The sequence below is a fragment of the Paenibacillus durus ATCC 35681 genome, assembly GCF_000993825.1.
Lineage (GTDB): Bacteria > Bacillota > Bacilli > Paenibacillales > Paenibacillaceae > Paenibacillus_AQ > Paenibacillus_AQ durus_B.
In genome coordinates this window covers 3,624,927-3,650,565 of record NZ_CP011114.1, presented here as the reverse complement: position 1 = coordinate 3,650,565, position 25,639 = coordinate 3,624,927, and the positions used below count along the sequence as shown (strand labels likewise).

Annotated in this window: 19 protein-coding genes; 14 read left to right on the top strand and 5 right to left on the bottom strand. The window is 56.0% G+C overall.

The features are described from left to right. Positions 1-103 precede the first annotated feature (103 nt). From VK70_RS16855 to VK70_RS16825, 8 genes are read left to right on the top strand one after another with little or no spacing between them, the layout of a single operon-like run. Positions 104-877: a hypothetical protein gene (locus VK70_RS16855; RefSeq protein WP_046723552.1), complete on the top strand. Its 774-nt coding sequence runs from the start codon at positions 104-106 to the stop codon at positions 875-877. 32 nt (positions 878-909) lie between these two features. After that, a complete protein-coding gene (locus VK70_RS16850) occupies positions 910-1,506 on the top strand; it encodes a hypothetical protein (RefSeq protein ID WP_046723550.1) in 597 nt (198 codons plus the stop codon). Beyond that, positions 1,503-1,907 (top strand): hypothetical protein, encoded by a 405-nt coding sequence (locus VK70_RS29355; protein ID WP_324607946.1) that lies wholly within the window; start codon positions 1,503-1,505, stop codon positions 1,905-1,907. The genes VK70_RS16850 and VK70_RS29355 overlap by 4 nt, the downstream gene beginning before the upstream one ends. Beyond that, the gene (locus VK70_RS16845; protein ID WP_324607945.1) at positions 1,904-2,911 is read left to right on the top strand and encodes a phage tail protein; all 1,008 of its coding nucleotides are present in this window, start codon (positions 1,904-1,906) and stop codon (positions 2,909-2,911) included. The genes VK70_RS29355 and VK70_RS16845 overlap by 4 nt, the downstream gene beginning before the upstream one ends. Then, positions 2,908-3,573, top strand: a complete 666-nt coding sequence (locus VK70_RS16840; protein ID WP_233277698.1) for a hypothetical protein — start codon at positions 2,908-2,910, stop codon at positions 3,571-3,573. The genes VK70_RS16845 and VK70_RS16840 overlap by 4 nt, the downstream gene beginning before the upstream one ends. After that, on the top strand, positions 3,555-4,082 hold the full coding sequence (locus tag VK70_RS16835) for a hypothetical protein (RefSeq protein WP_046723548.1): 528 nt from the start codon (positions 3,555-3,557) through the stop codon (positions 4,080-4,082). Before VK70_RS16840 ends, VK70_RS16835 begins: the two co-directional genes overlap by 19 nt. 15 nt (positions 4,083-4,097) lie before the next feature. Then, entirely contained in the window at positions 4,098-4,496 is a 399-nt protein-coding gene (locus VK70_RS16830; RefSeq protein WP_025695210.1) for a DUF4280 domain-containing protein, read from the top strand. Positions 4,497-4,517: 21 nt separating this feature from the next. Beyond that, on the top strand, positions 4,518-5,255 hold the full coding sequence (locus VK70_RS16825; protein ID WP_046723546.1) for a hypothetical protein: 738 nt from the start codon (positions 4,518-4,520) through the stop codon (positions 5,253-5,255). Positions 5,256-5,593: 338 nt separating this feature from the next. On the opposite strand, the gene VK70_RS28985 is transcribed toward VK70_RS16825, so the two are convergent. The 3 genes from VK70_RS28985 to VK70_RS16810 form a co-directional block, all read right to left on the bottom strand. Further along, complete coding sequence (locus VK70_RS28985; RefSeq protein WP_211245151.1) at positions 5,594-5,704, bottom strand: YjcZ family sporulation protein; 111 nt, start codon at positions 5,702-5,704, stop codon at positions 5,594-5,596. 219 nt (positions 5,705-5,923) lie between these two features. Further along, positions 5,924-7,240: an aminotransferase class I/II-fold pyridoxal phosphate-dependent enzyme gene (locus VK70_RS16815; protein WP_025694724.1), complete on the bottom strand. Its 1,317-nt coding sequence runs from the start codon at positions 7,238-7,240 to the stop codon at positions 5,924-5,926. Between the two features lie 262 nt (positions 7,241-7,502). After that, complete coding sequence (locus tag VK70_RS16810) at positions 7,503-8,120, bottom strand: pyridoxamine 5'-phosphate oxidase family protein (protein ID WP_025694723.1); 618 nt, start codon at positions 8,118-8,120, stop codon at positions 7,503-7,505. A 118-nt stretch (positions 8,121-8,238) separates the two neighbouring features. Between VK70_RS16810 and VK70_RS16805 the strand changes: the two genes are divergently transcribed. The 5 genes from VK70_RS16805 (at position 8,239) to VK70_RS26575 (ending at position 13,013) form a co-directional block, all read left to right on the top strand. Beyond that, on the top strand, positions 8,239-9,936 hold the full coding sequence (locus VK70_RS16805) for an aminotransferase-like domain-containing protein (RefSeq protein ID WP_046723545.1): 1,698 nt from the start codon (positions 8,239-8,241) through the stop codon (positions 9,934-9,936). A 46-nt stretch (positions 9,937-9,982) separates the two neighbouring features. Continuing rightward, complete coding sequence (locus VK70_RS16800) at positions 9,983-10,768, top strand: AraC family transcriptional regulator (protein WP_025700659.1); 786 nt, start codon at positions 9,983-9,985, stop codon at positions 10,766-10,768. A 128-nt stretch (positions 10,769-10,896) separates the two neighbouring features. After that, positions 10,897-11,646 (top strand): 2,3-diphosphoglycerate-dependent phosphoglycerate mutase, encoded by a 750-nt coding sequence (gpmA, locus tag VK70_RS16795; protein ID WP_046723543.1) that lies wholly within the window; start codon positions 10,897-10,899, stop codon positions 11,644-11,646. 280 nt (positions 11,647-11,926) lie between these two features. Then, entirely contained in the window at positions 11,927-12,604 is a 678-nt protein-coding gene (locus VK70_RS16790) for a helix-turn-helix domain-containing protein (RefSeq protein WP_025696383.1), read from the top strand. A gap of 31 nt (positions 12,605-12,635) precedes the next feature. Beyond that, positions 12,636-13,013: a toxin-antitoxin system TumE family protein gene (locus tag VK70_RS26575; protein WP_051505129.1), complete on the top strand. Its 378-nt coding sequence runs from the start codon at positions 12,636-12,638 to the stop codon at positions 13,011-13,013. A 123-nt stretch (positions 13,014-13,136) separates the two neighbouring features. Here VK70_RS26575 and asd read toward each other — a convergent pair whose 3' ends face one another. Then, positions 13,137-13,928, bottom strand: coding sequence for an archaetidylserine decarboxylase (gene asd / locus VK70_RS16780; RefSeq protein ID WP_025696380.1), 792 nt, complete (start codon positions 13,926-13,928; stop codon positions 13,137-13,139). A 99-nt stretch (positions 13,929-14,027) separates the two neighbouring features. Further along, complete coding sequence (locus VK70_RS16775; RefSeq protein ID WP_025696377.1) at positions 14,028-15,107, bottom strand: YheC/YheD family endospore coat-associated protein; 1,080 nt, start codon at positions 15,105-15,107, stop codon at positions 14,028-14,030. Between the two features lie 299 nt (positions 15,108-15,406). Between VK70_RS16775 and VK70_RS16770 the strand changes: the two genes are divergently transcribed. Next, entirely contained in the window at positions 15,407-25,423 is a 10,017-nt protein-coding gene (locus tag VK70_RS16770; protein WP_046723539.1) for a WIAG-tail domain, read from the top strand. Positions 25,424-25,639: the final 216 nt, after the last annotated feature.

Below are 25,639 nucleotides of genomic sequence, written 5' to 3'. Positions count from 1 at the left end.
GGCGCATATGCGTACAAGCGGATGGTGTGCAGGCAAGCGTATGTGCGCGTAAGCAGCCTATGCGCAGAGACGGCGTATGCCACTCGAAAGGAGCGGAGTGTTATTGTTTACCCACATCGTACCGAAATTTGAGAAAGGCCGGATTCTGAAGACGGGCATGCTGGAAAACCTGCGGGACTATCCGCGCTCCTTCCTCGATATCCGTTACCAGGATTACTCGGACGGAATCATAGCGGGAACAAACGTCAGTGTCAGGGAGCATGTGCTATGCATCTCCCCAGGCATTATCAAGCACGCCGGACGGCTGTACCTGATGGAAGAGGAGCAGGAGGTTTCTTATTCGGCAACGGGGCGGGAGATGGTGCTGAAGGTGCGGTTTCTGGAGGATGTGGATCAGCCGGATTTTACCCGTTATTCTGCTGAAATTCTCGTAGAGACAGCCGAAGCATCATCGGGAACGGACGAGCTTGAACTGGGCCGCTTCAAGTTGAAGACCGGAGCGGAATTAAGGTCTGATTATCAGGATTTCTCCGATATGGCAACTGAGTACAATACGTGGAGTTCAATTACCGCCCATTATGCAGGGAAGCGGGAAGCCACCCTTAGACCCGAGATTTTACACTATTTTGCTGCAGAAATGTTAAGTAGCCGAGCCGTTGAGCCGCAGGATACGATGTTCTCCTTAATGTGTCTGAATGCCGAGCGGGTGGAACGCAAGACGATTTTGTATTATCTCTCCAGCCGGTCCGGATCAGCATACAGGGAGTATTCCAATATGCAAATCCATAATGAGCTGTCTCGTATTTTATCGGATTCCGGAAGGGCGAATTCCTTACGCAGAACGGCCCTTGGCCCGCAGCGGATGATCGTAGATTAACCCGTATACCAACGGATAAGGGAGGAATGAATGTGAGCTTTCAGGATGAACAAATACAAGCGCTGCTTAATCAAGTGGAACAGGCTAAAATGCCCAGGGATATCTTATCGGGTCCTGTTCGCATCGGAGACGAAAGCTACCAGTTTGTGGAACGTGCTTTTTTTGAAGACAAGCTGAAGATGTACCTTCCCGTCACTTTCGAGGAAATGCCTGTAGCGATGCAGAAAATAAAATACCCTTACGAACAGCGTCCAGAGATCGTCTTGAGCAATGAGCCCGGCACGGTAAATCTTACGTTAAACCGGGTGGACCAAAAGCTGCAGGACGAATGGGTTCAAAGACTGATCTCCGGTATGAAAGCCATGCTGAAAAAAATGCAGCCGGCGAACGTTTTCTATGACGAACAGCTTGAAGAAGTGAACGGGAAAAGCATCGGTTATTTTGATTTCAAAAGCCCTGCGCTGGATGAACCGGTCTATCACAATTTGTTCTATTTTGAACTTGAGGGCGAGACGGTGATGGGCAGTTTCAACTGTCCGTACAGACAATACGCGGACTGGCGGGATATTGTGGTGCAAGTGATTCGTTCCATACGGACCGTTCAGGAAGAGGAGGAACCCAGCTTATGAGCGATGCTTTCTTTACCGCAGCCAATGTTGTGATCTGGCCGTATCAATTTGAGCGCATTACCAGTCTGAAGCTGCTTAAGCAGGTTAATGAGCACGTGTCTTTTTCCATTACCGGCATCGTGCCGGATGGGTTGCTGGATCAGTATGTGGAGAAGGCGGATGAAGAGGAGAGCATTCAGGTTTTTCTGCGGGATGACGAGCGCCAGGTCATCTTGTTTCAGGGAACCGTGTCGGACATCACCGTGAGAGCCGTAAATCATGTGCGTGAAATGACCGTTGAGGCCGCAAGCTTAACGCTGCTTATGGATTTAACCCGGCAAAGCCGCTCCTTTCAAAATACAGGGCAAGCGTACAACGAACTGTTCTCCCAGGTTGCTGCGGGTACGCGGATGCCGAGGTGATTGACGAAGCTTCCGGCGGGCGGTCCATTGGCGAATTACTGGTTCAGTACAACGAGACCGACTGGGCATTTGTCAAACGTGCGGCTTCCAGGCTGCATGCGGTGGTGATTCCTTTTTCCATGCAGCAGGGCTTGAAATTTGTCGTTGGTTTACCGGATTTGGGAGAGGCGCGGCCGCTTGAAGAGTTTAACTACACCATCCGAAAAGACCTTCATGAATACAAACTAAAGGCCGGCAATGGAATTCCCGAGGCCAGCGAGCAGAGCAGCCTGAGCTATGAAGTGACCAGCCCTAAAGTATTGGAGCTTGGCAGTCCCGTCAGCTTTCAGGGGCAAACCCTGTATGTGGCCCGGGCGGAAACGGTGATTGAAGGCGGTCTGGTTGTCAGCCGTTATCACCTTCGTAATAAGCAGGGATTTGAATGCCGGACGGTTTATGCCACGCAGCTGGCGGGAGTGTCCCTTTTTGGCAAGGTAACGAAGATCTCCAAAGATAAAGTACAGCTCCATCTGGAAATCGATCAGGGCTCCTCCTCATCCGGCTCCATGTGGTTCCCTTACTCTACCGTCTACTCTTCTCCGGATGGCAGCGGCTGGTATGTCATGCCGGAAGAGGGGGATGAGGTACGCTTGTATTTCCCCGACGAACAGGAGCACCATGCTTTCGCTGCAAGCTCCGTCGATATCACCTCCTCCGACCCCGTCAAGCGCAGTGACCCTTCCGTGAAAAGCATCAGCACCAAGTATGGCAAACAGATCGTGTTCAAACCGGGAGCCGTAGAAATTATCGGCAGCGGCCAGCTTCTCATGCGTCTGACCGATGAAGGCGGCATTGAAATCAACAGTGACAAAAAAATCATGCTGCATGCCGAAGAGGATATCGAAATCCGGGGCAGCAAGGTATTCATCGAAGGCGATGAAGGCGTAGATCTGATCCAAGCCGGGGCTACATTGCAGATCATGGACAATGTCACGCTTAAAGGCGGCAAGGTGAACATCGAATGAAGAGGATGGACCGGGATGCGGCGCTGCAGGATTTTCTGGAGAGGCATGTGCTTGAAGGCTGGCTGGGCGATCTTTCGCTGATTGAGCAGTATGTGGAAGAGCATAACGAACAGATTGAGGCCGACCTCCTGAGCGCATTCGAAGCCGTGTGTGAAAAGGCATTGCTGCAGCAGCGCGCGGGGATGAAGGGTGACATCCAATATATGTATATCTCCTTGCTTCGCACTAGTTTACTTGAAAATAAAGCGTACTACCGGATCGACGCCCATGATGCCAACTGGTTTCTGGACCCGGTAGAGTGCGCGGAATTATGGTCGGCGGATTTTGTGTTCAGGCCGCTCTTCAACCGAATGGCAGGACTTGAAGAAAATAAAAGAGACTATGCCCGCAAGATTACGTCGATGGATATCGAGCAAATCACGCAGATCGAAGCCGTTAAATATCATCTGCTGACACTTCAATTTCTTAAAACCATGATTCCGGCTCTAATCACAAGCCCAAAACTGGAGGAACTGGCTAAGGCGGAACCGTTCACCCTATCGGCTGGTGAGTACCGGGATGAGAGTATCATCCTGTGTAAACTGGAACGCCAAACGGCCGAGGCGGGGGCGGCATCCCCATTTGCGGAAAGAGGGGAGAAGCGATGGATTATTTCTACTTAAAGCAGGATCAGCGGTATACCGATGTACCGGTGCTGCAGAAAGGGATGGGACGCATCGACCTGTGGAAAGTGAATAAGCTGCCGCCTGAAGAGCTGCCGCGGGTGCTTGTGTTCCATGTCAAGGCGGGCAAGGAGAGCCAGTTTGTCGATTTTATGGAAAGCCCGTTTCCGCTGCTTTCCGACCGGCTGATGAAGCTGATGAAGGTGTATGTTCCAGAGTGCCGATTTAAACCGGCGGCCCTGATCAACCCGGAACTCCAGCTGCAAAAAAACTACTATCTTCCCTTTCTGGAAGAAATCGATGCGTTGTCGCCGCGCAGTGAGTTTAATCTGGACCGGAGTGTGCTCAAATCCGCCGTTCTGCAAGAAGAGCGTATACGGGGCAAAAAAATATTCAAAGTCGCCGGTGTCGCCACACCGCTGCTGGTGATCCGGCTTGATGTGGCCGAAAGCATCTTGAGGCGGGATTTCACCGGCCTCCGGCTGGAAAGAGCAGAGCTGGATACCTGAGGGGAGGATGAAGAAATGTCAAGTCTGGAAGCTTACATCGTACGCGGCGCGACTATGCGCTGCCAGTACGGAACGCATGCGCGGAAGATTAACCTGCCGGTGAGCCACGGCGCCTATTACAAAGGAAAGCCCTTGATGAACCAAGGGGATTATAAGCCGGAGAACGTGCCTCATTTCGGCATTTGCGCCAGTCCATCGAACCCAAGCGGCGAGACGATTTATTTGGTGTCGGAAAAAGGAGAGACGATTCAAGGCAAACCTTGCCTGCCGGTGATTACAGCCTGCTGGAATCAGACGAAAGCGGATATGCTTGTTGGGGATCAGCCGGCGCTGACCAGCGCGTCTTACCTGATCTGCCAGCATTTGCCCGAAGGCTGCATTTATTTTGAAAAGACGGGCCAGGAAGATGAATAGCCGGGAGGAGGTGCAAAGACGATGATCCATTATCATCAGCTCAAGGTCGTCTCCCCTTTTTACATACAGCGTATTACCGATCTGACTCTGGAGTGGAAGCCGGGGGAACATGGCCGGATGACCCTTCACGCCATCAGTGAGGAAGCGCGTCAGACGTCTGCTGTCCTGGGGGCTTCCGCCGAGGATGAGATTCACCTGTTCTATAGCGAAGGCGGGCAGGATATCCCCTTGTTTAAAGGAACGGTCAATCATGTTGCGCTATCCCATATCCAGGGCGTCCATCAGGTGGTCATTGAAGGCGTTAGCAGTTCTTATCAGATGGATATTGAAAAAAAGAAGCGTTCCTTTCCCGAGGCGAATCAAACCTATCCGGAACTCGTGTCCAAAGTCATGCAGGATTATCCGAATAGCGATGCTTTACCTAGCGCTGGTGAACAGGGGGCCGTAGGCGACGCCATTTTGCAATACGATGAAACGGACTGGGAGCTGCTCAAGCGGCTGGCCAGCCGCTTACAGGCGGTTATCGTATGTGATATATTGGAAGCAGCAGGGCCGAAAATCTACTTTGGTATGCCTCAGGGAACCGCCCGTACCCTGCCCGCAGGCACAGCGTATACCGCCCGCAAGAACTTAACCGCCTACAAGCGGGCTGGGGGAGCAGAAGCCGGACTGCATGATACTGACTTTTTTGAGTATGAAGTCGAGACAGGAGAACGTTACGCGATTGGGGATCAGGTTCGATCTGATGGGTTAGAATAGTTCAGTTTTACCTAGATAACGTCATGAAGGTTACTTGGAAGCAAGCTGGTGAAAGCAACGGATAAAGTGGTCGGCGTGGCGGAGACGACGACCATTTGGCTGCTGAAGCCGATGGTGGCAGTAAGTACATCTCGTTTAAGATGATTAAGTATAAGAATAATCCAGTGACAACCATGTCACAGAAAAAGAGATCCCGGGGCCCTTGGCGGACTTGTTCGGATCTCTTTATTTTTCTCGAAAAGTTCTTCCGCCGATTGTGCCGTGGGGACAAAGCGGCGTGAACATGATGGGAGGGAAGGGAGCCGGTAGGCTCTCTTCCGAAGATGAATCAATGCCGATTAGATAAACAGAGAACGGGTGATGATAACCAGCAGAATAAAGAGAACCAGGATGGCTCCAGTGCTGGTGAAAGGTCCGTATCCGTATCCGCCTCTTACTTCTTCGCTCATGTTCATTCCCCTTTCGGTGAGTTGTTGTACTTGTGTACACCGTATTGTATGTGTCTCATTCCTCTGTGGTATAGGCCGATGCCATTAGGGCCTGCTAAAATAAAAGTAAGGATTCCCCGCAGAAGCTTCCCCAGTATTTGCGGCTCCGCAGCTGCCGCATGATACACACGCAAAAAGCCTCCGCATGCGTTATGCGGAGGCTGATATATAGGCTGGATTTTAAACGTTATGTTTTCTGGCTTTCTCCAAATCGCGAATGCCTGCGTATACCAGGTCGAACAGATCTTCCAGATTCTCCTCTGCAATGCAGGAAAAAGCGATGCGCAGGTCGGTGTCGCCAAGGGCAATGGTGCCAAGGCCGTAATTGTGGATCAGATGCTGGCGCAGTTCTTCCGCATTGACCGTATGAAGCTTCAGGCACATGAAATAGCCGGAGTTAAAAGGATAATACGTCCATACTTCGTCTCCGTACTTGCCGCTGTCGAGCAGCGACTTGACCTTATTGGCCCGGCCCTTCATGACCCGGAACTTCTCTTCTTTCTGTTCGACGAATTCCGGCGCCTTGAGCGCATCGAGCACGAACGTCTGCGAAGGATGCGGCCCGCTGGAAATGGTGGCCCGGATAATGCCGAGCGTCTTCTGCTCTAAGGCGGCCAGCACGTCTTTGCTCTCGGAAGCATAAGTGATGAAGCCTACGCGGAAGCCCCATACGTATTCCTCCTTGGTCGCGCCGTCGATCTTGACGGCAAGCACACGCGGGTGCACGTTCGCCAGCTTGCCGAACAGCGATTCCTTGAGCGAATCCTCGAAGAAGAGTCCGAAATAGGCGTCATCACACACCGCAACCACGTTAACGCCTTCTTCCGCCGCGCGCAGAATCGCCGCAACGATTGCGTCGCCTTCCTTGATGCCCGGCGTGTAGCCCGTCGGGTTATTCGGGAAGTTCAGCAGAACGATCGCCTTGCCCTTGTCCTTTTGCGACAGGAGCGCCTGAAGCAGTCCGTCGCTGTTGAAGGTCATGTGTTCGGTGAACAGCGGGTAGGTAACCAGCTCCGCGTGGCGGCGGACGCTAAAGGTCAGTTCGTAGTTCTCCCAGTTCTTGTCGGGGTAGATGACAGCATCGCCGGACTCGGCGAATAGGTCGGCAACGATGCTGAGTCCGTGGGTCAGCGCATTGGTTACGATTGGATTGCCGAAGGATTTGCCCTCTAGAGAAGGGTTCTCGCGGAGCATTTTCTCGCGCCATACGGTGCGCAGCTCCGGTTTGCCCGCCGGCGGAGCGTAGCCGTACAAGTCCTTCGGGGCAAATGCGGAGAGCTTCTCCTGGATGACGTTTAGATGCATTGGGCCGCCGTTCTCGGTGGCGATGCCGATGGTGGCGTTGTATTTCTTGGCATGAGCGGTCGCCTCGGCGGATTGGCTCAGAATGCCTACTTTTGGAAAATAAATTTCTCTGCCAAGAGTGGACAGCATGTCGTATACATGCTCATTTCCGGCTTTAATGCTTTCGTTTAATTGTCCAGCCTGTGGATTCATCGGTTTCATCCTTCCGGGTATCTTTGAAATCGGAGCACACTTACGAGGAGCGCCTAGATGGGAGCGCCCTTGAAATCGTTAGCAAACGTCCTAACATTGCCTAACATTATATCATCTGCGGTACGGGGCAGTCACTTCGGAATATCGGTTTTTTCTAAAAGAATTGGGGATAATTTTAAGGCTTTTGATAAACGTTCACACGCAAAGCGGGGACTGTCCTCGTTATACGGACAATCCCCGATAATATTCGCATATTTAACAGTTAAGAGGAGTGGAACGGACAGAATTTTTTCATCATTTCCACTGTTTCGGCATCTCGTTCCCCGCCTCTGGCCTCAAGCCCGCTGATGACAGCGCTGCGTTCTTCTTCCTTCAGATTTTGCCCGAACTTGAATTTGGCGGTAATTTCTTCCGGAGCGATTCGTACGACAGCGACCGCTTTAAGCTGGGGGCGGTACTTCGGGTTTTCCGCATCAATGGGGTCGTACCCGCCCTCCGGCTGAAGCTTCTGCATGAACTTTTCCATCGCAGCCGCTTTTTCGTTTAAATCAGTGACGATCTCGGCTGTACCGAAGGCGGTGACGCTTTTAAAATAGGCGGTGGCCGGGCAGGCCATTTGGGGATCGGTAAAATACGAAGGAATCAGGGCAAACTCATCCGCGACGGTGAAACAGACCTTGTCCATTTTGCGGATTGCGTCCATCTTGCCGCCGGCATGGCTCCCGTGGAAATAAAAGCATCCGCCAGTGTAGACGAAATTAAGCGGGATGACGCGCGGACGGCCCTGTCCGTCGATCACGCCGAGAAAGCCGAAGCTCATTTCATCCAGAAAGGATTGCAGTTCTTCTTCCTGTTCGACTTTAAATTCTTTTCTTCTCATATGCAGTGCTCCTTTGGCTGATAGAATGGTTAACCAACAGCATACCAGGAGATTGACAAGAAAAAAGAGCCCATTTACATTATTTTTATTGGTCCACTTGAATGGGGGGGAGGAAGGCATGGACGCCATTCCAATATTAAGCTTTGACGAATACTTGGCCGAATACCGCTATAAGTATCTGGCGCTGTATCATGCGCTTAGGTCGGCGATCCTGAACGGGAATTTGCCGGGAGGCGCGCGGCTTCCCTCCACTCGCAAACTTGCCGTTTTATACGGTCTGTCGCGGGGGTCGGCGGCTCAGGTATACGATATGCTCAGCGCTGACGGCTATGTAAAATCGGAAACGGGACGGGGCACCTTCGTGTCCAAGGATAGCTTCGTGACGGAGGGCGGGCAAGCGGCGGAAAAAAGAGCGGGACAGGCGCAGGATCATTCGGGAACGGCGGACGGAAGCACGGGACAGGCGGAAGCCGGCGCGGGAATGGCGGCTCATCCCGGCGAAGCGGGACGAAACCGCGCCTCCGTTAGGGAGGGCCGGTCTGCGGAAGCCCCGGCTCATACCGGCAGGCCGGGAAGTCCGCTCTCCACAGGAGGGAGCGGCGGAACCTCGCTGCCGGCGGAGGGAGCCGCGGCAATCCTGGACCTTACGGCGGACATTCCGCTGTCCGACTGGGCCCGGCGGCTTGCGGCGTATCCGCCTGTAAGGGAGCAGGCTGCGGGGAGCCCCGTCATCAACTTCCGCAGTGCCGGAATGCCGATGGAGCATTTCCCCTACGCGGAATGGCGCAGCGCGCTGTCCCGCGCCGGGGGCAGGGGCGGCGGCTCGCTCGCCGTCTCCGCACCGCCGCAGGGAGACGAGGGGCTGCGGCGGGCGATTGCGGCGCATCTGCGGATTACCCGCGGCATCCGCGCCGAAGCGGAGCATATCGTCACGTTCAGCGGCTCCATGCAGGGCATCGTCCTGCTGACTCAGCTGCTGCTGGACAGCGGCGGACAGGCCGTGGTCGAGGACCCCGGCTTTCACGGCATCCGGCGCGCCGTCGAGGTGTCCGGCGGCGTGCCGGTTCCAGGCCGCCTCGACGGCAGCGGCCTTGTGCCGCAGGACTGGGACGCCCGGCTGCTGTTCGTGACGCCGAGCCGCCAATATCCCACGGGCGCGGTCCTGCCGCTTGAGCGGCGGCGGAGGCTGCTGGAATGGGCATCCGCTCGGCGGGCGATCATCATCGAGGATGATTACGACAGCGAGTTCCGCTGGTCCGGCCGTCCCATCGAGCCGCTGAAGGCGCTTGACCGGGAGGAGCGCGTCGTGTATATCGGCTCCTTCTCCAACACGATGTTCGCCGGGCTTCGCCTCGGCTACGCCGTCCTGCCGCCTTCCCTGGTCCCGCCTGTGACGGCCGCGAAGGCGCTGTACGAGCCGCTTCCCGCCGGGCTGCTGGAACAGCGGGCGCTGGCCCGCTTCATGTCGCTCGGCGTATACGCCCGCCATATCCGGCGCATGACGCGCCTCTTTGGCGAACGCGGCCGCATCCTTCGCGAGCTGCTGGCCGGAATGCCGGGCGGTCTGTTTCATCCGCAGCCCGGCGACGCGGGACTGCATATCTACGCCCGCTGGCTGCGGAGCGAAGAGGAATTCGCACGCTTTCAAGAGGCGGCCAAGCGGCGGGACGTCGATTTTAGAGACGCCGCCATTTACCGGATTACACCCGGAGAGCCCGCCGCTTGCTTCGCTTTTTCCCATCTGGACGAGGAGGAACTGATTGAGGGAGTTCGGCGGCTGTCGCTGGCCTGGAACGATGTGCAAAATGAATCATGAAAAGGTATGATAGGATAAGCTATTAATGATGAAGGAGGGAGAAAGGATGCTGCATGCATCGCCGTCCGCTTTTGTCATCCTGCCCGCCTTGGCCAAAATCGTCTGCGAGCCGGGATGGAAATGGCAGAAAAGGGAGAAGCCGCTGCCCAATTACGATCTGTTCTACATCTGGAGCGGCGAAGGAACGGTTGTGCGGAACGGTACAGCCTATGAAGTAGGAAAGGGAAGCTGTTTCCTGTTTCGTCCGGGAGATCATACTAGCGCATCGCATAACCCGCAGAAGCCGCTTGTGCTTACATATATTCATTTTGACGTCAAGGAGCCGGTCACCGATATTCCCGAGCCTTACCGCAAGCTGACGGAGATGTTGGAGTTCGAGCATTTGCTTGCCCGCTACGTCCGGTTGTTTCTGGTCAAGACCTTCGCTGCGGAGGAAGAGGGCCAACTGATTCTCAAGCAGATTATGATCAACCTGCTGCGGGAAGACCGGGTCAAGCCGGTGGAACGCAATGTCAGCAACCAACTGGTGGAGGTCATCCACGAGGTCGCGAATTATATCAGCCAGCATCCCGGCGCTGTGCATCGGGTGGAGGAACTGGCGGCCCGGGCCGGTCTGTCGCCGCGCTATTTTTCCATCAAATTCAAGGAGTTGATCGGCTCCTCCGTGCAGTCTTACGTCATCCGCACCCGGATCGAACGGGCCCAGCATTTGCTGCTGTACGCGGGAATGAACGTGACGGAGGTAGCGGACGCGCTCGGATACCGCGATATTTTCTTTTTCAGCCGCCAGTTCAAGCAGCATACGGGGAAGAGCCCCTCGGAAATTCGCTAAAAAACGAACCGGAGGTCCTTTTGGGTCTTCGGTTTTTCTTGTGCTGCAACGTTTAAAACGGCTGAAAATTGTATTAAATGACTATTGTGAGCAAAATGGCAGGCCTGGGATAGGAAAGGAGAGTGCATATGTACGAAATCGTGCTGATACGGCATGGAGAGAGCGAATACAATCGGCAGAACCTGTTTACCGGCTGGAGCGACCCGGATCTCACGGAGAAGGGAATACAGGAAGCCAAGGATGCGGGCAGAATGCTGAAGGAAGCCGGGTATACGTTCGACCTTGCCTTTGCTTCGGTGCTCAAGCGTTCCATCAAGACGCTTAATCTTGTTCTGGAAGAGATGGACCTACTGTGGATTCCCGTGCAGAAATCATGGAAGCTGAACGAGCGCCATTACGGCGCGCTTCAGGGCCTTAGCAAATCGGAGACGGCGGTAAAATATGGCGACGAGCAGCTGCATATTTGGCGGCGCAGCCTGTCGGTCCGGCCGCCGCTGCTGAAGCCGGACGATCCGCGCTATGCGAGAAACGACAGACGCTACCGGGAGCTGCGTCCCGAAGATATTCCCCTCGGCGAGAGTCTGGAGGACACGGTCCACCGGGTCGGCGATTTCTGGGGAAACCGGATCGTGCCGCTCGTCCGCAAGAAAGAGCGTGTGCTCATCTCGGCGCATGGCAACACGCTGCGTGCGCTGATTAAATATATGGAAGACATCGACGAGGCCGCACTGGTGAATCTCAATATTCCGACCGGAATTCCTCTCGTCTACGAGCTGGACGACGATGTGAAGCCAATCCGCCGGTTCTATCTCGGCGAGCCGGAGAAGGTGGAGGCCAAAGCCCGCGAGGTGGCAGATCAGGGCAAGGTAAGCGAATGAAGAAGGGGGCTGCTTTCTTCATTCCTTCAAGCCCAGAATGGCTTCCAGCGGGCTGATCGTCGTTCTTTTATACTCCGCAATATTTACCTCGTTACCTCAGGCAAGCTGCAAGATGAATCCTTGAAACAATGGCGATCATTACGGGCGCCGCCGATATTCCCTTCAGATATGTATAATTTTCATTGAAAGATTAATAATATTTTTTAAATTTGCTTTCTGTTTGCTTTCACTTTGTTGACATCTGGTTCGTATACTAGTAAATTAGGAGGTGAGAGGTGAGATGATTATGCGTCCTACAGTAATTGAACGTGGGCTTTTAAATGGACCGGCTGCTCACGATTTGTTGAAGAAGATGGTGGAGATTGACCTGCCTCTTACGGCTGCAATTATTAAAAATCTTCTGTATACCGTTAAAGGTGCTGAACGATACATCAAAACTTGGAGCGAAGAAGATTTGTTCCGTAAAGATTCTTTGATTGAATGTGCTACCATGTTGCTGCAACATATTTCGGAGGAGTCTGCCAAAGAAATATCCGGTATAACATTTTCGACAACCGATGTTGCTAAGTATATTGGAGTGTCCCCACAAACCATCAATACTTGGTTGCGTGAGAAGAAAATTATAGGTGTTCCGGAAAAAGAAGACAAAAAGTGGTCCAGGATTCCTGAAGAGGCTGAGGTCTTGTTTCCGAATGGAAAGCAAGTCTCCATCACCGTATTAAAAGCGAATTGGGAGAAAGAAAATCAACAACCTGAAGTCGACGAAATAACATATTTACAGCTTTCTATTAAGGAAATGGAAGATAAATACGACGGCAAACCATTTGAAGAAGTTTTTGGTGATAAGACAATCAAGGAATTGACAGAAGAAGATACCGATGCTTCAGTTTGGTGGTCATACAAAGCGAGGTTAACAAGTGCGAAAGTCGCTCAACATACCCAAAACCACTTTTTCTAACCTTGAATATGTTTATGGAGAAATTCTAGAAGTGAGAGTTGCTGAGACACCTCAACAAGAACTGGACCACAAAAAGGGAAGAGAAGTTAACGCAAAAATCTCTTTTCACCATGATGATTGTTATCTTCGCTGTAGAGAAATTTTTGATTCATCTTCAATGCTGATTGAGTATTATTATGATTGGCACGCTGGCAACGGAGAAGTTCTTCAAAAGTTTCATGCTCACTACCATCCCAAAGAGGCTTCGGATGATGTGAGACAATTCGATCCTTGGCACTTTCATGTACCACAGAACATTGGAGATAAAGATGGTCACAGGGTAACTGGAATAGCAGGTTATACGATTCATGATGTTCTGACAGACCAGATTATTCCCCATATTCTTCGGATAAGACGATCAGGTAAATAGCACTTATTAAGTTGTAATTAAGCTTGCACTAACCAGCCCGTGAGCAAAAGAACAGGCCGGGAGATTGGCGGATTATCATCCTGCCGATCTCCCGGCCTGCTTCGGTTCAACTCATGGCGCCACTTATTTTGCTGGCTGCAAAAATCCAAGCAGCTCACCCATTTTGACCTTCGTGCCGGGCTCAAGTCCCGGGCGGGGGCTGAAAATGCCGGTCTCGGTCAGAAGCACCACCGTCGAACCGAACTCGAAGTAAGCGAGGTCCTCGCCGATTTCCCATGCGCTTTTGTCCTCAACTGAATAGCGGATACTGCTGACGTTCATCGCGCCCACCTTCACGACCGCAACTTCACCGGAACTGTGGGCGATATAGGTGATCAGCCGCTCGTTGCGGCACAGCACGCTTTTCATATGTTTCATGCCAAATTCGTTAACAGGATAACAGCGCCCGCGAATGTGGTCGCTCTCCGTCTTTTTTCCGGTAACGGGAGAATGAATGCGGTGATAGTCGGTAGGACTTAAATACAGCACGAAAAAAAAGCCTTTCTTGTAAAGCTCCTGGTGGGGAGAGTGGTTCAGCAGCTCCTCCAGATTATAGTCTTGTCCTTTTACATTCAGAATCGTTCCCGATTCAATCTTCCCCATCGCCGTAATCATCGCGTCCACGGGGCTTGCCAGAGCGTCCGCCACTTCTGTGACGGGCCGCATGCCCGGCTTCAGCCTGCGGCTGAAGAACTCGTTGAGAGTCGCGTATTCCCGGGGGTCTTTCTCGGCCTGCGAGGCGGGAATATGATAGGTCCGGATAAATGCCGGGATCAGAAACCGGCTGATCCTGCTGTGGGAAAAAGCGCCCATTATGCGGGAAATCCACCTGTGCGAGGACAACTCGGTCATCAGCCGCAGGAGTCGTTTAACCATGCCTTGTCACCCTTCCGTCATACAGCACAGCCCCGGGTCCTTTAGGCCCAGGGCCGCTCTGCATTATATTGACATAGAATAGAGGACAAATCAATAACGTTATCGCTCCGCCCCGCCTTCCAGCAAGTACCGCGCATATCCCATCGGCCGCCGGTAGCTGTCCTTCCAGACTTCAGGCAGTCCCGCTTTATAGAATCCGTACCGCTGGTCTCGCCCGTTGCATTCGATGAAAAAAAGCTGTCCGTCCCGCGTAAGTCCGATGTCGAGTCCGATATCGGCGAGTCCCGGCAGGCTGCTCTCCAGGCAGTGTGCGACCGCAAGGCTGAGGCTTGCAGCCGACATGCGGTAATGAGCGGCGGCGCGGGCGGGGAAGGCCTGATCCAACACATAAGAAGCTTGCACCGCTTCTCCGCCCCGGGCGATGTTGGAGACAAAGCCGCCGGGAGGCGCCAGCTTGGCGAAGAGGCCGGTTACGGCCCAATCGCCGCCCCATCCCCGCTGGACGGTGACCCGTAAATCAAAGGGTCTTCCGCCCGCCTCCGCAAGCGGAATGCGCTCCTGAATGAGATAAGAGCCGGCATCCATGCGGCGCAGCAGCGCATGCGGAAGTTTGGAGGGATCGATATTTACAGTGACCATCCGGCCCTTATACAGATAATCCAAGACCCAGCCCTCCTGGTCTTCGCGTCTCAGACGCATGATCCCTTTGCCGATGCTCCCCCGGCGGGGCTTCAGGATAAGATCCGAATACTGCTCCATCATTCTCCGCAGGCCTTTGCTTCCGGCCTCCGTACCCGGAAGATGGCGGAGAAGTTCCGGATTAAGGGACAGCAGCCTGTGGATCTCATCTTTGCCGTATCTGCTGCGCCGGTTGAACACCTTGACCCCGCGGGCGGCCAGCCGCTGTGTCCCGGTATTTCCGGGAGGATAAATCGCCCGGTTATGGATGACTTGGGGAATCGGTATAACGACTCTCTTATAGCCTTGAGGACCCTTGATATAAGCGGCGCTGTAACCGGAGGCGGGATCAATGTCCGACAGCTTCAAATAGCAGGGAGTCAGGCCGTAGGCGTCCGCGGCTTCCTCATAGCGTGCAAGGGATTCCCACCCCGTCCTGCCTTGGGGAACCCCCCGGTGGGCGGCGGCATTCAGTAGTATGCCGATGAGTTTTTGCTCCATTAGTCTATCCCTCCCGGGTGGTAATCCGCGCCTTGCGGCTAATGTCGATCTCTTCAATTAAGATATGTGCATATCCGCTTGTCAGGGTGGACGAATGAGCGAGTGGCAGGAGCCCATTTTTTACATATTCCTTTCATATTGATAAAAATAGTTGTCCGCTTGACCGAGCAGCTTGTCTAATGAGACGGATCTCTATCTCTATACGCCTTTTGGTTCCTGATATGGGAGAAAAGGGTGTCACTCGCCCGGTTTCCCGCATATGATGCTTAGGCGATAACACAGGGAGGGAGGGACTGCTTGTGAGCAGATCCAGAAAGAAGCTGCCGAGCAAGGCGAAAAAACGGCTGTATTTTGTGGATAATCCCAACATCAAGGAACTGAGTATACTGGAAGACGGGTGGCAGCAGTCTGGGAAGGGTGATGTGGAAAGTGATGAAACGGATATAGACCTGACCTTCAAACCGGAAGACATCATAGCCCCGACTGCCAACCCGGAAGACATCATAGTCCCGGCTGTCAAACCGGAAGACACCATAGTCCCGACTGTCAAATCAGAAGGTACCATAGCCCCGGCTGTCAAACCGGCAGACAACATGGAAAAAGAGGCATTGGCGCTGCATTCGGTGGCGGAAGCCATAGACGTCACTGCCGACGTAAAGCCGGATACGCTCTCTTTTCCCGAGAGATTGGAGAAAGAGAAGCGGAAGGTATATACCGATGACCTGTCCAACGGAGCGGTGACCGGACCCAAAATTGCTCCGCGCAGCATCGACGGATCGAAGCTGAAGCCTGGCATTATCGGCGCTCCCTGGATCCAGGATTATGCAGTGCAAACCATCCATATCGCGGACAAGGCGATAACTTCGGTCAAAATCGCGCCGGAATCCGTGTCTGGCGAGCATTTGGCCGAAGGCAGCATCTCTGGCGGCAAGCTGCTGGACCACTCCATCGGCGGCGAGAAGCTGAAGGAGGGCAGCATCGGTCCGGAGAAGCTGGCCGACCGTCTGATCGACGCCAGCAAAATTGCCGAGGGGTCGATTGAAAGCCGTCATTTGAGTGAATGCGTCGTCACCACCGAGCTGCTGGAGGAAGGAGCGGTGACCGGAGACAAAATCCAGAGCGGCTCGATTGCCGGCCGCCATCTGGAGAATGGACTTATCGACCGTTCCAAGCTCACCGACGGATCGGTTGGCGGCGACATCATCGAAGACGACTCTATTTCCGGCGCAAAGCTGGAGGAAGGTATCATCGAAGGCCGCCATCTGGGAAATGGCATTATAAGCGCGAAGCATCTAGCGCCGGGAGCCATCGGCAGAGAACAGCTCGTGGGCCGGATCATCAGCGGGGAGCAGATCCAGCTTGGCACCATCGGCAGCGGGCATCTGGCTGAAGGTGCGGTCGGTTCCAAGGAGCTAGCCGATGACTCCGTACAGAGTTCGCATATTGCGCCGGACAGCATCACCGGCGGGCATATCGCCAGCGGAGCGATTGCGGGACGTCATCTGGCGGACCGGGGCGTAACTTACGCCAAGCTGGCGGACGGCGCTGTAGGCACGTCGCAGCTTGTGGAACAGGCGGTCACCTCATCCAAGATTGCCGACCAGAGCGTGCTTGGGCACAAGCTGGCCGACGAGGTCGTGAGCACCCGGCATATCGCCAAATCCGCCGTGCGCGGTCCGCAAATTGCTCCTCAGTCCGTGGGCAACGCCCACCTTCAGCGCGAAGCTGTAAGCGAAGAACAGCTTGCAGCTGATGCGGTGGGACCTGGCCAGATTCAGGACAACGCGGTGCATTCCCGGCACCTGGCGGCCGGAGCCGTTGGGGGCGGGGAGCTCGCCGGGGAAGCGGTGGGCGAAGGTCATCTTCGTCCGCAGAGCGTTACCGCAGCCAAGCTCGCTGACGGCAGCGTAGTTGCAAGCAAGCTGGCCGCGGGTGCGGTTGGCGGAGCCGCACTTACGCCGGGTGCGGTCAGCGGAGAGCATATCGCATTCTGCTCGGTGGGAGAGAAGCATTTCGCCGATTCCAGCGTCAGTGCCCGCATTCTGCAGAACGCGGCGGTGGAGGCCGAACATCTGGCGGCCGGAGCGGTGGACACCCGGCATTTGCGGAAGAACAGCGTAGCCCCTATTGCCCTTCAGCCAGGATCGGTGTCGGGGGATAAGCTGGCGGAAGGCGCAGTAAAGGATATCCATCTTGCCGCAGAATCGGTTCAGCCTCATCATCTTGCGGATCATGCGGTTACCTCGCTCAAGCTGTCACCCGAGAGCGTAACGAACGACAAGCTCGGCGATTGCGCGGTAACTGCCGCCAAGCTTGCTGACGGCAGTGTCCAATCCGTCAAGCTGGCGGCATCGTCCGTTCAATCGAAGCATCTGGCGGACGGATCGGTAGGGAAGAAAGCAATCGCGGCGGGAGCGGTTCAGCCGGAGCATTTGTCCCTCGGCATTATCGGCAGTGAGCATATCCGCTCTCTGTCTGTCGGCGTCAGTCATCTTTTACCGGACTCGGTTTCATCCGTCCAGCTTCAGGAAGGCAGCGTCACCGCAGATAAACTGGGAGAAAATGCTGTCGGTTCCGTACATTTGGCCCCGGAATCCGTTAATTCGGAGCACCTGACGGACAGCTCGGTGAGAGGCCGGCATATCGCAGACGGCGGGATTACACTTCAGCATCTGTCAGATGAGGTGCGCTCCTCGGATCTGCTGCTCGACAGATCGATTGCCGGGAGCAAGCTTGCACCGAAGAGCATCGGCAACGATCAGCTGGCCGAAGGTGCGGTGGGCAGAGCGGAGCTTCAGGATGAAGCGGTAAGCGGTTCGAAGATCGCACCTTCCTCCGTCCAGTCCCGCCATCTGGAAGAGGCGAGCGTGCAGAGCAGCCATCTCGCCCCATCCTCTGTCGGCGAGGAGCAATTGGCGGCCTCGGCTGTTCAATCGGAGCATCTTGCGGAAAGTTCGGTAGGGAAGGAAGCTATTCAGCCGGGAGCGGTTCAGTCAGAGCATTTATCCCCCGAGAGTATCGCCGGCGGGCATATCCGTTCCTCGTCCATCGGACTCGGCCATCTTCAGCCGGGTTCGGTCTCGTCCGTAAAGCTTCAAGACGGCAGCGTCACCGCTGGCAAACTAGGTGCGGGAGCCGTCCACTCCGAGCATTTGGCCGCGGAATCTGTAGCTGGAGAGCATCTGGCGGAAGGCTCGGTGGAAGGCCGCCACATCGCGGCTGGTGGAATTACGCTCCTGCATCTGTCGGCTGAGGTCCGCTCCCCGGAGCTGCTGCCCGACAATTCGATCACCGGAAGCAAGCTTGCGCCCAAGAGCATTGGCAGCGACCGGCTGGCGGAAGGCGCGGTCAGCGGAGAGGAACTTCAGGATAAATCGGTGACCGGCTCGAAGATCGCTCCCTTCTCCATCCAGTCCCGCCATCTGGAAGAGGCGAGCGTGCAGAGCTACCATCTTGCCGCCGAAGCGGTTCAGCCCCATCATCTCGCGGATCATGCCGTGACTTCGCTCAAGCTGTCGCCCGAGAGCATAACGAGCGATAAGCTCAGCGATTCTGCGGTAACCGCCGCCAAACTAGCGAACGGCAGCATCAATTCCGCCAAGCTGGCGGCCTCGGCTGTTCAATCGGAGCATCTGGCGGAAGGGTCGGTAGGGAAGAAAGCCATCGGACCCGGCGCGGTTCAATCCGAGCATTTGACCCCTGGCGTTATCGGCGGCGAGCATATCCGCCCCTCATCCGTCAGCGCCAGCCATCTTCTGCCGGACTCAGTCTCGTCCCTACAGCTTCAGGACGGCAGCGTTACCGCCGGTAAACTAGGTGAAGGAGCCGTCGGCTCCGAGCATTTGATGCCGGAAGCCGTCACTGGAGAACATCTGGCGGACAGTTCAGTGGAAGGCCGCCATATTGCGGCGGGCGAAATTACGCTCCAGCATTTGGCAGACGATGTGCGTTCCCCAGAGCTGCTGCCCGACGGCTCGCTTACCGGAAATAAGCTTGCGCCGAAGAGCATCGGCAGCGACCGGCTGGCGAAAGGCGCAGTGGGCGGAGTGGAGCTTCAGGATGAAGCGGTGGACAGCTCGAAGATTGCCCCCTTTTCCATTCAGTCCCGCCATTTGGGAGAAGGGAGTGTGCAGAGCTATCATCTTACTCCATCATCTGTTAGCGGCGAACAATTGGCGGCATCGGCTGTTCAATCGGAGCATCTGGCGGAAGGGTCGGTAGAAGGCCGCCATATCGCAGCTGGCGAAATTACGCTCCAGCATTTGGCAGACGAGGTGCGCTCCCCAGAGCTGCTGCTCGACGGCTCGATTGCAGGAAGCAAGCTTACGCCGAAGAGCATCGGCAGCGACCGGCTGGCGGAAGGCGCTGTGGGCGGAGCGGAGCTTCAGAATGAAGCGGTGGACGGCTCGAAGATTGCCCCCTTCTCCATTCAGTCCCGCCATCTGGAAGAAGAGAGCGTGCAAAGTTACCATCTTGCTCCTTCCTCCATTGGCAGTGAGCACTTGACGGCATCCTCCGTTCAATCGGAGCATCTGGCGGATGGCTCGGTGGAAGGCCGCCATATTGAGGCGGGCGCGGTTCAACCGGAGCATTTGACCCCTGGCGTTATCGGCGGCGAGCATATCCGCCCCTCATCTGTCGGTGTTGGTCATCTCCTACCGGACTCGGTCTCGTCCATGCAGCTTCAGGACGGCAGCGTCACCGCTAGTAAACTGGGTGCAGGAGCGGTTGGTTCGGAACATTTGATACCGGAAGCCGTTACTGGAGAACATCTGGCAGAGGGCTCGGTGGAAAGCCGTCATATCGCGGCAGGCGAAATTACGCTCCAGCATCTGGCAGACGAGGTGCGTTCCCCAGAGCTGCTGCCCGACGGCTCGCTTACCGGAAATAAGCTTGCGCCGAAGAGCATCGGCAGCGACCGGCTGGCTGAAGGCGCTGTGGGCGGAGCGGAGCTTCAGAATGAAGCGGTGGACGGCTCGAAGATTGCCCCCTTCTCCATTCAGTCCCGCCATCTGGAAGAAGAGAGCGTGCAAAGTTACCATCTTGCTCCTTCCTCCATTGGCAGTGAGCACTTGACGGCATCCTCCGTTCAATCGGAGCATCTGGCGGATGGCTCGGTGGAAGGCCGCCATATTGAGGCGGGTGCGGTTCAGCCGGAGCATTTGACCCCTGGCGTTATCGGCGGCGAGCATATCCGCCCCTCATCTGTCGGCGTTAGCCATCTTCTGCCGGACTCGGTCTCGTCCGTACAGCTTCAGGACGGCAGCGTTACCGCTAGTAAACTGGGTGAAGGAGCGGTCGGCCCCGAGCATTTGATGCCGGAAGCCGTCACTGGAGAACATCTGGCAGAGGGCTCGGTGGAGGGCCGCCATATCGCGGCAGGCGAAATTACGCTCCAGCATCTGGCAGATGAGGTGCGTTCCCCAGAGCTGCTGCCCGACGGCTCGGTTACCGGAAATAAGCTTGCGCCAAAGAGCATCGGCAGCGACCGGCTGGCGGAAGGCGCAGTGGGCGGAGTGGAGCTTCAAGATGAAGCGGTGGACGGCTCGAAGATTGCCTCTTTCTCTATCCAGTCCCGCCATCTGGAAGAAGAGAGCGTGCAAAGTTACCATCTTGCTCCTTCCTCCATTGGCAGTGAGCACTTGACGGCATCCTCCGTTCAATCGAAGCATCTGGCGGAAGATTCGGTGGAAGGCCGTCATATCGCGGCAGGCGAAATTACGCTCCAGCATCTGTCAGACGATGTGCGTTCCCCAGAGCTGCTGCCCGACGGCTCGGTTACCGGAAATAAGCTTGCGCCGAAGAGCATCGGCAGCGACCGGCTGGCTGAAGGCGCAGTGGGCGGAGCGGAGCTTCAGGACGAAGCGGTGGACGGCTCGAAGATTGCCTCCTTCTCTATCCAGTCCCGCCATCTGGAAGAAGAGAGCGTGCAAAGTTACCATCTTGCTCCTTCCTCCATTGGCAGTGAGCACTTGACGGCATCCTCCGTTCAATCGGAGCATCTGACGGAAGGCTCGGTAGTGGGCCGCCATATTGAGGTGGGCGCGGTTCAACCGGAGCATTTGACCCCTGGCGTTATCGGCGGCGAGCATATCCGCCCCTCATCCGTCGGCGTTAGCCATCTTCTGCCGGACTCGGTCTCGTCCGTACAGCTTCAGGACGGCAGCGTTACCGCTAGTAAACTGGGTGAAGGAGCGGTCGGTTCCGAGCATTTGATGCCGGAAGCCGTCAATGGAGAACATCTGGAGGAAGATTCGGTAGAAAGCCGCCATATCGCGCCAGGTGCGATTCAGCCGGAGCATTTGACCCCGGGCATTATCGGCGGCGAGCATATCCAATCCCTGTCTGTCGGCCTCAGCCATCTTCTGCCGGACTCGGTCTCGTCCGTGCAGCTTCAGGACGGCAGTGTCACATCCGGCAAACTGGGTGAAGGAGCCGTCGGTTCGGAGCATTTGGCCCCGGAATCCATCACTGGAGAACACCTGGCGGAAGGCTCGGTAGAAGGCCGCCATATCGCGGCTGGTGGAATTACGCTCCAGCATCTGTCTGAGGAAGTGCGCTCGTCGGAGCTGCTGCCCGACGGCTCGATTGACGGAAGCAAGCTTGCGCCGAAGAGCATCGGCAGCGACCGGCTGGCGGACGGAGCGGTGGGCGGAGCGGAGCTTCAGGACGAAGCGGTGAACGGCTCGAAAATTGCCTCCTTTTCTATTCAGTCCCGCCATCTGGAAGAAGAGAGTGTGCAAAGTTATCATCTTGCTCCTTCCTCTATTGGCAGTGAGCACTTGACGGCATCCGCCGTTCAATCGGGGCATCTGGCAGAGGGCTCGGTGGAAAGCCGCCATATCGCGGCTGGTGGAATTACGCTCCAGCATCTGTCTGAGGAAGTGCGCTCGTCGGAGCTGCTGCTCGATAGCTCGATTGCTGGAAGCAAGCTTGCGCCGAAGAGCATCGGCAGCGACCGGCTGGCGGAAGGCGCAGTGGGCGGAGCGGAGCTTCAGAATGAAGCGGTGGACAGCTCGAAGATTGCCCCCTTCTCCATTCAGTCCCGTCACCTGGAAGAAGAGAGCGTGCAGAGTTACCATCTTGCCCCTTCCTCCATTGGCAGTGAGCACTTGACGGCATCCTCCGTTCAATCGGAGCATCTGGCGGACGGCTCGGTAGAAAGCCGCCATATTGAGGCGGGTACGATTCAGCCAGAGCATTTAACCCCTGGCGTTATCGGCGGCGAGCATATCCGCCCCTCATCTGTCGGTGTTGGTCATCTCCTACCGGACTCGGTCTCGTCCATGCAGCTTCAGGACGGCAGCGTCACCGCTAGTAAACTGGGTGAAGGAGCGGTTGGTTCGGAGCATTTGGCCCCGGAAGCCGTCACTGGAGAACATCTGGCGGAGGGCTCGGTGGAAAGCCGCCATATCGCCCCGGGCGAAATTACGCTCCAGCATCTGTCAGACGAGGTGCGCTCGTCGGAGCTGCTGCTCGATAGCTCGATTGACGGAAGCAAGCTTGCGCCGAAGAGCATCGGCAGCGACCGGCTAGCGGAAGGCGCAGTGGGCGGAGCGGAGCTTCAGGATGAAGCGGTGGACGGCTCGAAAATTGCCCCCTTCTCCATTCAGTCCCGCCATTTGGGAGAAGGGAGTGTGCAGAGCTATCATCTTGCTCCATCATCTATTGGCGGCGAGCAATTGGCGGCCTCGGCTGTTCAATCGGAGCATCTGGCGGACGGCTCGGTGGAAGGCCGCCATATTGAGGCGGGCGCGGTTCAGCCGGAGCATTTGACCCCCGGCATTATCGGCGGCGAGCATATCCGCCCCTCATCTGTCGGCGTCGGCCATCTTCTGCCGGACTCGATCTCGTCCGTGCAGCTTCAGGACGGCAGCGTCACATCCGGCAAACTAGGTGAAGGAGCCGTTCACTCCGAGCACTTGACCACGGAAGCCATCACTGGAGAACACCTGGCGGACGGCTCGGTAGAAAGCCGCCATATCACGCCGTGCGCGATTCAGCCGGAGCATTTGACCCCTGGCATTATCGGCGGCGAGCATATCCAATCCCTGTCTGTCGGCGTCGGCCATCTCCAGCCGGACTCGGTCTCGTCCGCACAGCTTCAGGACGGCAGCGTCACATCCGGCAAACTAGGTGAAGGAGCCGTTCACTCCGAGCACTTGACCACGGAAGCCATCACTGGAGAACACTTGGCGGACGGCTCGGTAGAAGGCCGCCATATCGCGGCGGGCGAAATTACGCTCCAGCATTTATCATACGAGGTGCGTTCCCCAGAACTGCTGCTCGACAGCTCGCTTACCGGAAGCAAGCTTGCACCGAAGAGCATCGGCAGCGACCGGCTGGCGGACGGAGCGGTGGGCGGAGCGGAGCTTCAGGATGAAGCGGTGGACGGTTCGAAGATCGCCCCCTTCTCTATCCAGTCCCGCCATCTGGAAGAAGAGAGCGTGCAAAGTTACCATCTTGCTCCTTCCTCCATTGGCAGTGAGCACTTGACGACATCCTCCGTTCAATCGGAGCATCTGGCGGACGGCTCGGTGGAAGGCCGCCATATTGAGGCGGGTGCGATTCAGCCAGGGCATTTGACCCCCGGCGTTATCGGCGGCGAGCATATCCAATCCCTGTCTGTCGGAGTCAGCCATCTTCTACCGGACTCGGTCTCGTCCGCACAGCTTCAGGACGGCAGCGTCACATCCGGCAAACTAGGTGAAGGAGCCGTTCACTCCGAGCACTTGACCACGGAAGCCGTCACTGGAGAACATCTGGCAGACGACTCGGTAGAAGGCCGCCATATCGCGCCGGGTACGGTTCAGCCGGAGCATTTGACCCCCGGCGTTATCGGCGGCGAGCATATCCAATCCCTGTCTGTCGGTGTCGGCCATCTCCAGCCGGACTCGGTCTCGTCCGCACAGCTTCAGGACGGCAGCGTCACATCCGGCAAACTAGGTGAAGGAGCCGTTCACTCCGAGCACTTGACCACGGAAGCCATCACTGGAGAACACTTGGCGGACGGCTCGGTAGAAGGCCGCCATATCGCGGCGGGCGAAATTACGCTCCAGCATTTATCATACGAGGTGCGTTCCCCAGAACTGCTGCCCGACGGCTCGCTTACCGGAAATAAGCTTGCGCCGAAGAGCATCGGCAGCGACCGGCTGGCGGAAGGCGCAGTGGGCGGAGCGGAGCTTCAGGATGAAGCGGTGGACGGCTCGAAAATTGCCTCCTTCTCCATTCAGTCCCGCCATCTGGAAGAAGAGAGCGTGCAAAGTTATCATCTTGCTCCTTCCTCCATTGGCAGTGAGCACTTGACGGTATCCTCCGTTCAATCGGAGCATCTGGCGGACGGCTCGGTAGAAAGCCGCCATATCGCGCCGGGCGGAATTACGCTCCAGCATCTGTCGCCCGAGGTGCGCTCATCGGAGCTGCTGCCCGACAGCTCGATTGCCGGAAGCAAGCTTGCGCCGAAGAGTATCGGCAGCGACCGGATTGCGGACGGAGCGGTAGGCGGAGCGGAGCTTCAGGACGAAGCGGTGGACGGCTCGAAAATTGCTTCCTTCTCCATTCAGTCCCGCCATCTGGAAGAAGAAAGCGTACAGAGTTACCATCTTGCTCCTTCCTCCATTGGCGGTGAGCACTTGACGGTATCCTCCGTTCAATCGGAGCATCTGGCGGAAGGCTCGGTGGAAGGCCGCCATATCACGCCGGGCGGAATTACGCTCCAGCATCTGTCGCCCGAGGTGCGCTCTTCGGAGCTGCTGCCCGACGGATCAATCACCGGCAGCAAGCTTGCGCCGAAGAGCATAGGCAGCGACCGGCTGGCGGACGGAGCAGTGGGCGGAGCGGAGCTTCAGGACGAAGCGGTGGACGGTTCGAAGATCGCCCCATTTTCTATCCAGTCCAGCCATCTGGAGGAGGAAAGCGTGCAGAGCTGCCATATTGCTCCATCTTCTGTAGGCAGTGAGCATCTGATGCGTGAAGCGGTGAGCCCTGAGCATCTGACGTTCAACCCGGTGCGGAGCGCAGGAAACCGTTCAACGCTTCAGCAGTTCGGAATGTCGGCGTTCATGTTTGCCGCAGAATCAGACAGCGTGGACGTGGCGGTGACTTTCGATGAGCCGTTCGGCCACACGGGCTATGTTATGGTTGCCATGACCAACCAGCCCTTCTTCCATGCCTCGTTAAAAAGCAGGGGTAGTGCGGATGCTATTATTCAAGTTGTTCGTCTGGGCGAGACTCAGCATTTCTACGGCGTCCTCTCCTGGATCGCTATTGGGGCTCCTGCGGCGAAGCCTGCTCCAGAGGAGCGTTTATACGATTGAAAATATAGCTCCCGGGTTTGCAGAACAGGATTTTGTATAGACGGGTCCCATAATTAAAAAATAATGAAAAAGCGCAGCCCCCGGCTGTGCTTTTTCAGCATACATAAGACAGCTTTGCTGATGCCTAAATTTTGAACAAACGTGGACGTTGGCCGTTGCCGGTATGAATCCGTTACATACACTGTGATGAACCCCGCCCCGGGAAATGCTCTGCAA